Genomic DNA, 16,282 nt, shown 5'->3' with positions numbered 1-16,282 from the left:
TTAGCTTACAGAACTGCTTGTGAAGCTCTAGAGGATGAGTTCAAGTAAATGTTGCACTTATTCTTGCAATTTATCATGTAAAAAATAGGTTGTCTACATACTAAGAGGACTGAAACAGATGTTTCAGTCCTTTTAGTGATTAATGCGCAAAGGTATCCAGTCCAAAGAGGAGCGAGAGAAATCCCATGATGAGACCTGCTAGGACAACTCCCAGCATAACAGCAAGGACGCTCCGTTTGAAGTCCCAGTCTAGAATAGAGGCGGCGAGGGTTCCAGTCCAGGCTCCAGTTCCTGGTAAGGGAATACCGACGAATAGGAGTAGGGCCCAAAAGATTCCCTTATCCCCTGCAGCTTCTTCTAGTTTTTGTCCTCCACGATGTCCCTTGTTGAGACACCAGGTAAAGAAATTCCCGATAACAGGCTTTTCTTTCCCCCACTCCAGGATATGGCGAGCGAAAAAGAAAATAATAGGGACAGGAAGCATGTTGCCAACGACCCCAATCAGGAGGGCTTGCAAAAGAGGAATTCCGCTAGAGATGGCGTAGGGAACAGCTCCACGAAGTTCTACCAGAGGAATCATGGAGATCAAAAAAGTAATAATGTAGTTCATGTGTCATCCTTTCAATTCATCCTTTTCATTCTACCTTATCTCCGCTGGAATGACAACTATTTCAGACAGGAGAATCCCTTTTGAAGGCATGAAAATAGAGGGAGCTCGAATCCTTTGTATTAAATTGGGATCATCCTCACGATTTCTTTCTCAAGTTCTCGTATATGAAAGAAATGTTATTATAGATTAATTCTCTAGACAAGGCTATTTTTGCTAATAAAAATCAGTTCGACAAAGTATAGTTCTTTCAGTACAAACTATATATTCTTAGCTAGCTCTCTTGTTTAAGCCTCAACTTTTGGTATAGTTAAAATGTAGAGTTTCTTTTTTTGCAAACGCATTTTAGAAAGCGCTTACATTGTTAAAAATCCCAAGAGGAGGTTAAATATGGGAAAGTCTTTTTTTGAAAAGCGCAGTGTATTTAGTATTCGCAAGCTCGCGGTTGGAGCTTGTTCTGTATTAATCGGTGTATCTTTTTTTGGAGCTCCATCTGTCTTAGCTGAAGAAGAAGGAAGAGCTGTAACAGAAGAGGAGATGACAGCTACAAGGGAAGCGTCAGAGGTGACGAATGGAGAGGTTGGGACAAGTGATAAAGCTTCAACAACTTTAGAGGCACCTGCTGTGATTACTCCTGAAAGAAATGAGAGCGAAATCGAAAAGCCACAGGTGGAACCACAAACAAGTGAACGGTCTGCTGGGGCTACTGAAGAGGCTACCAAGGATCAAAAACAAGTAGCGGAGGACATGGTGCAAGATCGCGAACGAGACTTTAACAAGGACTGGTATTTCAAGTTAAACGCAGCTCCTGGTGCAGAAGGTCGCCAGGTGGATATCAAAAACTGGAAAAAATTAGATTTGCCACATGATTGGTCAATCTTCTTTGACTTCGATCACAATTCTCCGGCTCAAAATGAAGGGGGACAATTAAACGGTGGGGATGCTTGGTATCGCAAGACCTTCCGTTTGGATGACAAAGATTTAGATAAGAAAGTCCGCTTGGAATTTGGTGGAGTTTACATGGATTCGAAAGTCTATGTAAACGGACAATTTGTGGGTCATTATCCAAATGGCTACAATGCCTTTTCTTATGATATTACCCCTTATTTAAATGCGGATGGAAGTGAAAACACCATCGCGGTTCATGTGGTCAACCAACAACCAAGTAGCCGTTGGTATTCTGGAAGTGGGATTTATCGTGATGTCAAACTCAGTGTGACGGACAAGGTCCATGTGGCTAAGTATGGAACCACCATCACTAGTCCAAAATTAGAAGAACAACAGAATGGGGCAGTCGATACCCTTGTGAAGAGTCGTATTGTCAACCAAGATGATCAAGCCCACAGTATTTATGCGGAATACGAAATCGTCGATCAAAATGGTCAAGTGGTCAGTGAAAAGGTACGCAGTGAAGTGCAATCCGTTTTGGCTGGTCAAGAGATCAACCTGTCTCATACCCTTCATGTTGAAAAACCAACGCTCTGGGATGTCAAAACCAATAACCCAGCCCTTTATACTCTGTATACACGGGTCTATCGGGATTCGCAATTGGTCGATGTGCAAAAGGAACGTTTTGGTTATCGCTATCTCAACTGGACACCAGAAGGGGGCTTCTTCCTTAACGGAGCGGCTACGAAATTCCACGGTGTTTCCCTTCACCATGATCATGGGGCCCTCGGAGCTGAGGAAAATTACAAGGCTGAATACCGCCGTCTCAAACAGATGAAGGACATGGGGGTCAATGCCATTCGGACGACCCACAACCCAGCGAGTGAACAAACCCTGCAAATTGCGGCTGAGTTGGGCTTGATGGTCCAAGAAGAAGCCTTTGATACCTGGTATGGTGGCAAGAAACAATACGATTACGGTCGATTCTTTGAAAAGGATGCAACGCATCCAGAAGCTCGAAAAGGGGATAAGTGGTCTGACTATGACCTTCGGACCATGGTAGAGCGAGGCAAGAACAATCCTTCTATTGTGATGTGGTCAATCGGTAACGAAGTCGGTGAAGCAGATGGATCTGATAAGTCTGTCGCAACCGTTCGTCGTCTGGTCAAGACCATCAAGGAAGTGGATGCAACTCGCTATGTCACCATGGGAGCTGATAAATTCCGCTTTGGTGATGGATCAGGAGGGCATGAAAAGGTAGCGGCAGAGCTCGATGCGGTTGGATTTAACTACTCAGAGGCCAACTATGAAAGCCTACGCGCTAAACATCCAAACTGGCTCATTTATGGTTCTGAAACCTCTTCTGCAACGCGGACGCGGGGCTCTTACTACCATCCTGAAAGAGAGTGGGTCGGCAGCAACCAAGAAGACCGCCACTATGAACAATCAGACTACGGCAATGACCGGGTTGGTTGGGGGCGGACAGCAACCGCCTCTTGGACCTTTGACCGCGATCATGCCGGTTATGCAGGTCAATTTATCTGGACAGGTACCGACTATATCGGTGAGCCAACACCATGGCACAACCAAAATGACACACCTGTGAAAAGTTCTTATTTCGGTATTGTCGATACTGCCGGCCTTCCAAAGAATGATTTTTATCTCTACCAAAGTCAATGGGTATCAGCTGAGAAACATCCAATGGTCCATCTCTTACCACATTGGAACTGGGACAATCCAGAATTAGCCAATCGTGTCATGGATGAAGAAGGTCGGATTCCTGTTCGTGCCTTCTCCAATGCCCACAGTGTGGAATTGATTGTCAATGGGGAATCACAAGGAGTCAAGACCTTTACCAAGAAGACTACAGCTGATGGCCGAACCTACCAAGAAGGGGCAAATCCGGATGAACTCTATCTAGAGTGGTTGGTCCCTTATGTACCAGGTAAAGTGGAAGCTATTGCGCGCAACGAAGCAGGAGAAGTGATCGCGAAAGATCAAGTCGAAACAGCTGGAAAGGCTGCGGGTGTTCGTTTGTTGAAAGAAGAACACGCGATTGCAGCGGACGGTAAGGATTTGACCTATATTACCTATGAAATCGTCGATGAAGAAGGTCGTGTTGTACCAACTGCCAATAATTTGGTACATTTCCATTTGCATGGACAAGGCCAAATTGTCGGTGTCGATAATGGGGAACAAGCCAGCCGTGAACGCTACAAAGCGCAGGAAGATGGCTCATGGCAACGCAAAGCCTTCAACGGCAAAGGGGTGGTCATTGTCAAATCAACTGAGCAAGCAGGTGCTTTTACCCTGTATGCAGACTCAGACCGCTTGCAGTCAGACCAAGTCAGTCTCTTTACAGGTAAGAAGGACCAAGCAGAACGCACTGTATTAGGTGTGGAACCTGTTCGACAAAGTGCTTATCTAGGAGAAAAACCAACCTTACCAAGTAAGGTCAATGTGGTCTATAGTGATGGCAAGGCCCAAGAAGAAGCCGTTGAATGGGATGCGGCAGACTATAGCCGTGCAGGCCAAGTCCGTGTGACCGGTCATGTTCAAGGACGCACGGTCGAAGCTCTGGTCGATGTGATCGGCGTGGAACAAGTCCTTCCAGTTATCAAACAAATCCCACAGGGAGAAGATCTAGCAACGGTGGATAAGGCTGTGCAATTAGTCTTCACAGATGGGACCACTGCCCACTATGAGGTCGATCAATGGACCTTGGAAGCTGGTCAAGAAGATCAGTTGTCCACACCAGGTGCTCGCTTGAAAGCGACAGGACTCCTAGGCAATGGGGAAACGGTCCAAGCGACACTAGTGGTTGCAGGAGGAGATGTAGCCAAGGCTAAGAAACCAACGGTTCAGTTAGATGGAGTAGCTCTTCCAAAATTTGGTAGCGGCAACCATACCATTTTCCGTTCCCTCGCTTATGGTCAAGAGCCAGGTCAAGTCACAGCAAGTGCAGAAAATGCTCAAGTGACGGTCCTACAAGCTAATCGCGAAAATGGTTTGAAAGCCCAAATCTTTGTAACGGCTAAGGATACGGGAGCTGTACAGACCTATGTGGTCCAATTCCAAGAAGAAAGTCCACAGATCGAGCGTTTGGAATTGCGTCTGCCAGAAGGACAGGAACTCAAGGAAGACCAAACGGTACCACTTGAAGTCATTGCCCATTACCAAGATGGTAGCCAGGCAAGTCTCAAAGCAGATCAAATTGATGTGAAGACAAGAACTGGTAGCCAAGGAAAAGCCGTCGCAACCAATAAAGGTTTAGAATTGCGGGAAGCAGGATTGGTTCATTTAGAAGCCAACTTCCAAGGACAAAAGGGAGAAGTCAGCTTTACCATCACGCCAAATCCAGAAGAAAAGACGGTTGTGAAGGTGCGTCCTGTACGGATTAGTACGGATCGAAACGTGATGCCAGCTCTTCCAGAGACCGTCTTGGTCGAGTATGACAAGGGATTCCCGAAAGAAAAACGCGTGACCTGGGATGCTGTAACCGCAGATCAAGTCAAGGATTACCATAGCTTTACAGTCACAGGTCATGTTGAGGGTGTGGAAAAAGAAGCCCAAGCTCAAGTGACGGTTGAAGGCATTATCGCTGTAGAAGAAGTCAGCACCACCACTCCAGTCGGCGAAAAACCAGCTCTTCCAGAAAGCGTGCGGACCTATCACTCTAATGGTAAGACCTATACAGCTAAGGTGGCCTGGGATGCGGTCGATCCGCAACTCTTGGCTAAAGAAGGAGAAGTTGTCCTAGCCGGTCGTGTAGAAGGAACGGATCTTCCAACACGTCTTCATATTCGTGTTTCCGCAAACACAGTCAAGGGGGCCAACGTAGCAGAGCAATGGACAGGATCTGTCCTGCCACTCGCTTTTGCAAGTGACTCTAACGATGCAGATCCAGTCGCTAAGGTCAATGACAAGGTCATCTCCTTTACCGATGCTCCGGCTAACCGTTGGACCAACTGGGGCCGTAACAATGCGGAAGATTCTGTCGGTATCTTGTTTGGGGATTCTGGTATCTTGACCAAGCGAGCAGTGGACAACCTCCATGTTGGTTTCCACGAAGACCACGGCGTTGGGGCTCCAAGTGAGTATGTGATTGAGTACTATACAGGGGAACAAATCCCAACAGTTCCAAGCAATCCAAATCGTGTCAAAGACGAAACAGACCATCCATTTAACAATCCAGCTAACTGGAAAGAAGTCAGCAACCTAACCGTTGAAGAACCGGTAGCAGCTGGCAAGATGAATCATTTCAGTTTTGATAAAGTCAACACCTATGCTGTTCGTATCCGTATGAAGACGCCAGAAGGCAAGCGTGGAAGCTCTATTTCAGAGATTCAGATCTTTGCCAATAAGGTTGCGGCAGAAGAGAAGAGCCAGTTGACCATTCGCGTCAATGGCGATGTATTGCCAGGTGTCAACCCAAGTGTGACCGATTACTACATCGATGCGCGTGATCGGGCTTATCCACAAGTGGAAGCGACAGCCAGCCATCACGGTCTTGCAACGGTTGTGCCAAGTGTCCATGAAGGGGAGCCAATCCGTGTCATCCACAAAGCGGAAGATGGCACCATCTTACAAGAATACCGCCTCCATCTCACAAGCGATGCAGAAAAACTGAAACAAGCTGCTCCAGTAGCAGTGGAAGCAGGTAGCCGCTTTGTGAAAGTCGGTCAAGATCTGGTTCTACCATCTACCGTAGGCGTTTACTTCCAAGGGGATACAGGCTATGAACGCAAGGAACTTACAGTGGACTGGAAGCCTCTACCAGCTGATGCACTTTCTCACGAAGGTAGCTTCACGCTGGAAGGAAAAGTCATTGGCTATGATCTGACAGCTCAGCTGACCGTCCGGGTGTCAGAAAAGACAGGAGAAAACCTCTCTGTGAACCGTGACTACAATGCAGAAGATACCAGGGCATTTGCTAGTGAAACCAATGATCTCGATCCAAATCAAATCGACTATATCGATTACATCAATGATGGTGGCTACAACGAGTACTATCGCTGGACCAACTGGAAGAGAGAACCGGATCAAACTGAAGTATTTGCTGGTCTTATCTTCAAGAAAAATGGTCAAGTAACAGAGCGTTTGGTCAATAAAGTAGCGGTCGACTTCTTTGCAGATCAGGAAACAGGTCTGCCAACGAAAACTGTTCTTGAACGCTACATTGGTCCAGACTTTGATGTTCCGGATGATTATGGCAATCTGAAGAATCTTCCAGATCATCCATTTAACCAGGCCTCTAACTGGGAAGAAATCCCGTACAGCTTGGATTATGCCTTTGAACCTGGTTATATCTCTAACCTCAGCTTCAACGAAACCAGAACCAAAGCCATCCGTTTAAGAATGGTCCGTGATGAACATCTAAAAGGAATTGGAATCGTTGAATTGAGCGCCTATGCTCCAACAGAAGAGGCCCAGGCAACAACTGACGTTACGATCCAAGTGAATGGCAAAGACCTAGAAGGATTTAACCCAGATGTGACAGATTATCATCTAGAGTATGAGGGAGACCGTCCAATCGTTTCAGCACAAGGCAAGAATGGAACAGCCGTTACGGTCGTGGATGCTAAAAGTGTCAATGCTCCAGTTCTTGTCAAGGTTGTCTCAGAAAATGGCAAGCTCAAAAAAGTATATCAACTTTCTCTCTCCGCAAAAGCACCTACAGGCTCAGCCATTCCTGAAGAAGGGGTTAAGAATCTGGTTCATACCAAACCAGAGTTGGTGATTGAGCCAGAAGAGATGGACTTTGAACGCTTAGAACGTCCAAATGCGGATCTTCCAAAAGGTGAGAAACGTGTGGTTCAAGAAGGTCAAAAAGGCCGCAAATTGCGCTTGGTGGAAGTTTCTCAAGAAAATGGTGTGGAAAGCCGGAAGGAACTAGATGCCTTTGTAGAACTAGATCCAGTGGCAGAGATCACCGAGGTGGGCACGAAAGAAGTACTTCCAGACACTCCACAACCAGAGCCACAGCCAGAACCTCAGCCACAACCAGAGCCACAACCGCAACCACAGCCAGAGCCGCAACCACAGCCAGAGCCGCAACCACGGCCAGAGCCACAACCGCTTCCGAACCCAGAACATCCTCATGGCTCAGAAGGACCAGTAGCTACCTCAACTCCTCAAGCATCTCTTGAGGTCAAAGCAGTGCGTCAGGAAGGGACAGATGCAGCAGGGAAGGAAGTCGAGAAAACAGCTCAAACACCAGCAGTTTCAGCTGCTCCAGTTTCCGAAGGTAGATTACCAAATACGGGAACGGAAGAAAGCGTCGCAAGCCTCGTTGCTGGAATCCTAGCGGCAGGCCTTGCCAGTGCTGTGCTGGACGATCAGAAAAAAAGAGCCGATAAGGCCAAGTAAAAAGCTGGATAAGCCAGCAACTATACGGTGAAAAGTTCACAGGTAACAGAAAGAGGATGGGGAAAGTCTCCACCCTCTTTACCTGATGACATAAAGGAATGGAATATGGGAAAAAGATTAGTTGATAAGAAAAATCGATTTGGCATTCGCAAGCTCTCAGTAGGCGTCTGCTCGGTAGTTGTAGCGACTTGTTTTTTAGGAGTCACTACCAGCTACGCAGAGGAACAAGCTGAGAATAGTGAACCACGTGAAGAACGGGTTGAAACGAGCAATATAGGAGATCAGGGGGAAGAACGGAAATCGGAAAATAGCGAACACCTAACAGAATCTGCTACAAGGGAAACGAATACCATTGCTTCTGTTGAACCCGTTGCTGCTCAAGAATATAGTCGTTTTATAAGACGAGGAGAGTCTCTGAATTTGCCGACGACAGTTCCTGTCTATTCTCCTAAGGGAGACCAGTTTGAAGTAAAAGAGGCCGAAACGGAGTGGGAGCCAGTCAGTGAAACAGATCTGAAAGTAGCTAAAGAATTGGTTGTTAAAGGTAAGGTGGTGGGGACCCCACTTACAACGACTATGAAGGTTCGAATTTCAGATAAAAAAGCTGAAAACCTCTCACTGAATGAAGAATACGATGAGCAAGGGAATCGTTCTTTTGCAACGGAAAGCAATGACATCACATCGAATCCAAAGGATTATGTGGATTACATCAATGATGGCTATACTGATGAGCGCTATAGATGGACGAATTGGAGTTCAAATCCGGAAGGTAAGGAAGTTTCAGTTGGAGTCATTTACCAAAAAGATGGGAACATTGTTGAAAAGACATCGGATCATGCCAAGGTCCAATTCTTTGCTGATAAGGAGACGGGAACTCCGTCTAAATTGGTTTTAGAAAAATATATTGGACCGGATTTTACGATTCCAGAATACTATTCGAATCTTCGCTACACACCGGAGCATCCTCTTTATAAGGCTGAAAATTGGGAAAAAGTTGACTATAGACTCACTTCACCCATAGTATCTGGTGCAAAAGCGATCCTCGAATATGAACCAACATCTGCAAAAGCTATGCGTTTCCGAATGGAAAGACAGGATGATAAGAAAGGAATTGGCATTGTCGAATTAGGTTTTTATTCTCCTGAAGAAAATGCGGATAAGGATATTGAAGCAGACATTTCGGTAGGTGGTAGCCCTCTCAACAATTTCCGAATGGCGCAGCAAGACTACACTATTTCTTACAAGGATTCGTTGCCAAAGGTGACAGCTCAAGCAAAAGGACGAGCAGCAGTGACGGTGGTTCAGGCAGATGATCCACGCTTGCCTGCACTGGTGAGAGTGACTGCAGAGGATGGAAGTTTGACGCGAGAATACCGTCTTCATTTTACAAAAGATGCAGTTCCAGATGATCCAGCACCGATTGAGCGTGATGACGTGGCGCGTAGACCTTTCGTAAAAGATGAACTTCTTGTCTATAAGGACAAGGAAACAATCCATGCAGAGGATAAAAAAGTTGATCTGAGCGCGGATCTTGAAGTGGCGAAGCAATTAAGCGAAGCAACTATTCATATCGAATACAAGGCAGATTCCCAAGCTCCAAATTTCTACAATCTATTTTCAGTATCATCAGCTAGTCATAACAATGAATATTTCACAATTGCAGTGAACAATGGTGTCCCTATCGTCGAGGGCCGAGATAGCAATGGTCATCAGTTCTACGATTCCTTTAACGAAGCGCCATTGTCTGTGAAGAAGGGTGAATGGAATTCTATTACCGTAACAGTAAAACGTCCGGATAATAACAGTCCAGAAGGAGAAATTGCCTTATATGTGAACGGTGTGCTTTCTAAAGTAAGTTCTAAATCAGGTCGTTTCTTACTCGATCAGCCAGATGTGACCCATATGCAAATTGGTGCGACTCGTCGAGGATCTGAAGAGGTCTGGGGTAGTCCGCTTGAAGTTCGGAATTTAACCATTTATAACCGTCCATTTACAGCAGAAGAAGTAGCAAAACGTTCCCAACTATTCCTGCGCCAACCACTTCCAGATAAAATGCCGGAGGGTGGAGTCTTGACAGATAAGGTGGATATCTTTACAGGAGGTGAGGATGGGCAAACCAATCCAGATGGAATTGCGAGCTATCGTATTCCTGCTTTGTTGAAGACTGACAAAGGAACCTTGATTGCTGGAGCTGATGAACGTCGATTGCACCACTATGACTGGGGTGATATCGGTATGGTTGTCAGACGAAGTGAGGACAATGGACAAACATGGGGCGATCGGATTACAGTTACGAATTTGCGAGACAATCCAAAAGCGGACGATCCAACGATTGGTTCACCAGTCAATATCGATATGGTCTTGGTGCAAGATCCGGAGACTAAACGAATTTTTTCAGTCTATGATATGTTTCCAGAGGGCAAAGGTATCTTTGGAATGTCAGATGAAAAAGAAGAAGCCTACAAGACAATCAATGGGAAAACCTATCAGATTTTGTACCGAGAAGGGGAAGAAGCTGGCTATACCATTCGTGAAGATGGAATTGTTTACACACCAGCTGGTGAAGCGACCGATTATCGAGTTGTTGTAGATCCTGTTAAACCATCTTACAGCGACAAGGGAGACCTATACCAAGGTGATCAATTGCTAGGCAATATCTACTTTACAACGAATAAAACTTCTCCATTTAGAGTTGCTAAAGAAAGCTATCTATGGATGTCTTACAGTGATGATGATGGGAAGACCTGGTCAGCCCCTCAAGATATCACCCCAATGGTCAAGGCTGATTGGATGAAATTCTTTGGTGTGGGACCTGGAGTGGGAATTACTCTCCATACAGGACCGCATAAAGGCCGCATCATTGTTCCAACCTATACGACCAACCGTACCCACCACCTCAATGGCTCTCAATCCTCTCGTGTGATTTATTCAGACGATCATGGGAAGACATGGCAACTAGGTGGCGGTGTCAATGACAATCGAACCCTTACAGATGGGACAGTGATTGATTCCAGCACCATGAGTGACTACTATGCTCAAAATACAGAGTCCTCAGTCGTACAACTCAATAATGGCCAGTTGAAACTCTTTATGCGAGGTTTAACCGGCGACTTACAAGTAGCAACAAGTCATGATGGTGGGCTAACATGGGATAACCATGTAGACCGCTATGATGTGCCAGATGTCTATGTCCAAATGGCAGCGACTCATACAGTTCAGGATGGCAAAGAATACATCCTTCTAGCCAATGCCAATGGTCCAGGCCGTAAGAATGGCTACATTCGCGTTGCTCGTGTAGAGGAAGATGGTCAACTGACTTGGCTTCACCATTACTTGATCCAAGACGGAGAGTATGCCTACAATTCTCTTCAACAAATCGGACCGGATGAGTTTGGGCTCTTGTACGAACACTATGAGTCTGGAGGAAATCCTTACACTCTTTCCTTTAAGAAATTCAACTGGACCTTCTTAACCGGAGCTCACCATGATACAAAAGTTCTTGCTACAAAGTTGGAAGAAACAGAAGAAGGACTGTTGGCAGTTAGCTTCAACCACGAAGTCTTGGTAACAGAGCCAACGACTCTTACCCTTTCAAATGGAAATAGCCTTTCCTTTGTAACGCAAAAAGACGCTCATACCCTCCTCTTTAAGGCTGGTAGAAATGATGCGGGTGCAAGCGTGATAGGACTTGGTTCAGGATCAATAGCCAGTCTGCATGGTCTTCCAGTAGAGGTGACTTCCCTCACATTACCAGGAAGTCCGCTTCCTACAGGCTCGGCCATTCCTGAAGAAGGGGTCAAGAATCTGGTTCATACCAAACCAGAGTTGGTGATTGAGCCAGAAGAAATGGACTTTGAACGCTTAGAACGTCCAAATGCGGAACTTCCAAAAGGTGAGAAACGTGTGGTTCAAGAAGGTCAAAAAGGCCGCAAATTGCGCTTGGTGGAAGTTTCTCAAGAAAATGGTGTGGAAAGCCGGAAGGAACTGGATGCCTTTGTAGAGCTAGATCCAGTGGCAGAAATCACAGAGGTGGGCACGAAAGAAGTACTTCCAGACACTCCACAACCAGAGCCACAACCGCAGCCAGAACCACAACCAGAGCCACAGCCAGCACCTCAGCCACAACCGCTTCCGAACTCAGAACATCCTCATGGCTCAGAAAGACCAGAACTAACAGAAACTTCTAAGTCATCTGTTGGGGTGGAACCTGTCAGTCAGAAAGGAATCGTTTCAGCAGTGAAGGAAGTCAAGAAAACAGCTCAAACACCAGCAGTTTCAGCAACTTCAGTTTCCGAAGGTACATTACCAAATACAGGAACGGAAGAAAGCGTCGCAAGCCTCGTTGCTGGAATCCTAGCGGCAGGCCTTGCCAGTGCTGTGCTGGACAATCAGAAAAAAAGAGCCAATAAAGCCAAGTAAAACAGCTAGAGAAACTAGCAAATAACGGAAAAAAGTTCACAGGTAAAAGAAGGAGGATGGGGAAGCCCCACCCTCTTTACCTGGTGACATAAAGGAATAGAGTATGGGAAAAAGATTATTTGATAAGAGAAATCGATTTGGCATTCGTAAACTCTCAGTAGGCGTCTGCTCGGTAGTCGTAGCGACTTGTTTTTTAGGAGTCACTACCAGTTACGCAGAGGAACAAGCTGAGAATAGTGAACCACGTGAAGAACGGGTTGAAACGAGCAATGCAGGAGATCAAGGAAAGGAGGAGAAAACTGTGAACGAGCACCAAGAAGAATCAGAACAGCCTTCACCAGCTACTAGTGAGAAAGAAAATCGCACAGTCAGCCAAGGGACAGAAGCAAGTCAACCAGCCACTTCTCTAGATGAGGAGCCTGAGATTGCGGATTATGGACCACTTCCAAGCAAGGCTCAGATGCAATACCACCGCGAAGAGCTAGCAGCTTTCATCCACTTTGGGATGAATACTTACTATGATCGTGAGTGGGGAGATGGGCAAGAAGATCCTTATTATTTCTATCCAGAGCATCTGGATACCGATCAGTGGATCAAAACCCTGAAAGACGCGGGCTTTAAACGGACGATCATGGTCGTCAAGCACCACGATGGCTTCCTCTTGTACCCTTCTAAATACACCGACCATACCATTGCTAAAAGTGGTTGGAAGGAAGGAAAAGGCGATATCCTAGCCGAGGTTTCTGCTTCTGCCAGCAAGTATGACATGGATATGGGGGTCTACCTCTCGCCTTGGGATGCTCACAGCCCGCTCTACCATGTGGATACAGAGGACCAATACAACGAATACTATCTCAACCAGCTCAAAGAAATCCTTGAAGATCCAAAATATGGAAACAAGGGCAAGTTCGTAGAAGTCTGGATGGATGGAGCGCGGGGCGATGGGGCTCAAAAAGTCACCTATACCTTCGACAAGTGGTTTGATGCCATTCGTAAGGCCCAAGGGGACATTGCCATCTTCTCAGCTGAGCCCACCAATGTTCGTTGGATCGGAAATGAAAAGGGAATCGCTGGAGATCCAGTTTGGCATAAGGTCAATCCGGATAAGATCCGCAACAATCCATCCAATAGTTACCTCAATCACGGGGATCCAGAAGGGAAGCAATACTCAGTGGGAGAAGCGGATGTTTCCATTCGCTCCGGCTGGTTCTACCATGACAACCAAGAGCCTAAGTCCTTGCGCGAATTGATGGACATTTACTTCAAATCAGTCGGCCGTGGAACCCCGCTCTTGCTTAATATTCCACCCAATCAAGATGGGAAATTTGCGGATGCCGATGTAGCCCGTTTGAAAGAATTCCGTCAGACCATGGACCAGCTCTACAGTGTGGACTATGCGGCAGGAGCTTTGGTAGAAGCTGACTCGACACGACGCAATGCTCATTATTCAGCCAGCCATTTGACAGATGGCGATGAAAAGACCAGTTGGGCACCTGCAGATGATGCCAAGACCGGCTCTTTTGTCCTCGATCTTGGAAAAGAGCAACACTTTGATGTGGTAGAGCTCAAGGAAACGATCGAGAAAGGCCAACGGATTTCTGGTTTCAACATTGATGTGGCTGTGAATGGTCAATGGGTTCCTTTTGGGGCTGGTTCAACCGTAGGATATCGCCGTTTGATCAAAGGGCAACCAGTTGATAGTCGCTATATCCGGGTGTCCATCACCGATGCCCAAGCTACTCCAATCTTGAACGGAGTCTCTGTCTATAAGACGCCAGCCAGCATTGAAGAAACCGATGGCTATCCGCTTGGTTTGACTTATCATTCCGACCGGACTGCTGAGCGGGCCAATAGCCAATGGAATGAAGAGGGAGAAGGTGTTCGAGGCACCTCTATGTGGACCAAGGAAAAGGGAGCTTCCGTGACCTATCAATTTGAAGGCACCAAGGCCTATGTCGTCGCAACTGTCGACCCTGGTCATGGGGAAATGGATGTCTATGTCGATGGCCAAAAACTAGCGACGGTCAATATCCAAAGCCCAAGCCGCAAACGCAGCCAAAAGGTCTATGAAACACCGGACTTGGCAGCAGGATCCCACACTTTGACCTTGGTCAATAGCAAGGGAGATGCGATCGCAACGGAAGGGATTTATGCCCTCAATAACCAAGAAAAGGGTCTCTTTGAGTTTGCTCAGCCAACTCTAGCCGTTAAGAAAGGCGACCCAGCGCAAGTTGTCGTCAAGAGAAAAGGTGGCTCTAAAGGAAGTGCCAGTCTCAAATTAATCACAGAACCAGGAACAGGGGTTCATGGCAAGGTCTACAAAGATACCAACGTCACCCTTGAGTTCGCAGATGGCGAGACAGAAAAAACAGTCCAAGTTCCAACCCTTGATTTTGCAGGAAAAGCGACCGACGTCTATGACTTTAAGGTCAAATTGCTGCATCCGGATCAAGGAAGCTTGGTCGGCTTTATTCCAGAACTGACAGTCCAAGTGATGAATGAAGACCAGTTGCCAGAAAATCGCAAAGAAGTGGATGATCAAGATCCAAAACTGCATTACAGTGAGGGTTGGCACCACGAGACAGACAATCAAAACTTCTCAAATGGCACAGAATCTTGGTCCAGCTTTAACCAAGTGACCGATGAGGAAGGCAAGAAACACATTGAAGTGACCATTACCTTTAAGGGCACTGGTGTGGAGGTCCGAGGAGTGGTCGATCCAAGCCATGGGCTCTACAGCGTCACTCTGGATGGAAAAGAAATAGCCTTCGAAGAAGGTCGTGGCCATGATTATGAAATCGAAGGCGATCATTATTTCAGTGGCTATGGAGATCAACGCAAGCTCGACCAGAGTTTGGTCAATCTGCAAGGCCTAGCAAAAGGCTACCACCAGCTACGCCTGCATCTGGATCCAGCCCTCAATGACCCTCAATCATCCAGAGCCATCCAGGTAGACCGATTTATCCTATCAGGGAAAGATAGTCAGTTGCTCAGTCAAGAAGAGCTGCAACAGATCATCAGAGAAGGAGTAGAAAAGATCAAGGCTACTTCTCTCGATCGCTTGAAAGCAGACCTCAAACCGACGGTTCAAGGACAATTGACGGACTTGACTCAGTTGTTGGATCAAGAGCGACCAGATTTGGTTGCTGCAGCCAATCAAGTCGAAGCCCTTGAAACCATCTTAGGAGATGTTCACAATTATGAACCGCTGACGCAGACACGGCCAGAAGAAGGTATTCGGGATTTGATTCTTGAAAAGCCAGAACTTCTCATCGAAGCGGAGGAGATTCCATTTGAGAGTCAAACACGTGAGAACAAGGACTTGGCCAAGGGCGAAAGCCGGATCCTTCAAGCAGGGAAGGTCGGACGCCGATTGAAATTGATCGAGGTTCGACAAGAAGAAGGCAAAGAAATTCGGACAGAAGTCGATGCCTTTGTCGAAGTGGAGGCCCAGGACCAGATTACGGAAGTCGGGACGAAGGAAGTGGAAGAAGATCCTATTATTCCCGAAGTGCCGCTACCAACAAGTCCTAGTGAAGATTCACAAGAAACAAAACAGCTCCTTCCTCCAGAAGACAAAAAAGAAAGTGGAATTGCTCCAATTTTGAAACCGACGGCTTCGAAAGAGACTCCTCTTTCTCCTGAGGTAGAAGCAGTAACTCCGGACCCTGTGCAGTCCCAAGAAAAACTGCCTCAGACAGGATCAGAGAAGGCAAGTTTCTTAGCTTGGATCGGACTACTCGGCTTAGGCTTCTTAGGCGGAAGAGTGAAATACGCTCGTCGGAAATCCTAAAGTCCCTTCTACAAGAGGTTAGCAATAGCTAGCCTCTTTTTTGGCCTCCTTCTGGCTACCAACAAGGGTCCTCCGATTCCATCTCGACGTAGTCTTTGCTTTATTTACAGGCGTAAAAATTGTATAATAGTCAGATAAGGTCAAGAATAACATCATGGATAATGAGACCATTTTTGATCCTCTAAAAAGCAGAGAGCTTATCTAGA

General features: G+C 46.5%; 4 protein-coding genes. 3 read left to right on the top strand and 1 reads right to left on the bottom strand.

The features are described from left to right. Positions 1–139 precede the first annotated feature (139 nt). On the bottom strand, positions 140–610 hold the full coding sequence (locus tag K1J10_RS05135; protein WP_223356090.1) for a COG2426 family protein: 471 nt from the start codon (positions 608–610) through the stop codon (positions 140–142). Positions 611–997: 387 nt separating this feature from the next. Here K1J10_RS05135 and K1J10_RS05130 point away from each other — a divergent pair, with 387 nt between their 5' ends. From K1J10_RS05130 to K1J10_RS05110, 3 genes are all read left to right on the top strand, one after another. After that, positions 998–7,864, top strand: coding sequence for an Ig-like domain-containing protein (locus tag K1J10_RS05130; RefSeq protein WP_223356089.1), 6,867 nt, complete (start codon positions 998–1,000; stop codon positions 7,862–7,864). Between the two features lie 105 nt (positions 7,865–7,969). Next, positions 7,970–12,283: a sialidase domain-containing protein gene (locus K1J10_RS10760; RefSeq protein ID WP_317629281.1), complete on the top strand. Its 4,314-nt coding sequence runs from the start codon at positions 7,970–7,972 to the stop codon at positions 12,281–12,283. Between the two features lie 103 nt (positions 12,284–12,386). After that, on the top strand, positions 12,387–16,076 hold the full coding sequence (locus tag K1J10_RS05110; protein WP_223356088.1) for an alpha-L-fucosidase: 3,690 nt from the start codon (positions 12,387–12,389) through the stop codon (positions 16,074–16,076). Positions 16,077–16,282: the final 206 nt, after the last annotated feature.

The organism is Streptococcus australis, assembly GCF_019930045.1.
GTDB classification, from domain to species: Bacteria; Bacillota; Bacilli; order Lactobacillales; family Streptococcaceae; genus Streptococcus; species Streptococcus australis_D.
This window is presented reverse-complemented; position numbering and strand designations above follow the sequence as displayed.

Bases quoted from the DNA above. Each gene is read 5' to 3' on its own strand.
- K1J10_RS05135 (WP_223356090.1), bottom strand. From the start codon at position 610: ATGAACTACATTATTACTTTTTTGATCTCCATGATTCCTCTGGTAGAA.
- K1J10_RS05130 (WP_223356089.1), top strand. From the start codon at position 998: ATGGGAAAGTCTTTTTTTGAAAAGCGCAGTGTATTTAGTATTCGCAAG.
- K1J10_RS10760 (WP_317629281.1), top strand. From the start codon at position 7,970: ATGGGAAAAAGATTAGTTGATAAGAAAAATCGATTTGGCATTCGCAAG.
- K1J10_RS05110 (WP_223356088.1), top strand. From the start codon at position 12,387: ATGGGAAAAAGATTATTTGATAAGAGAAATCGATTTGGCATTCGTAAA.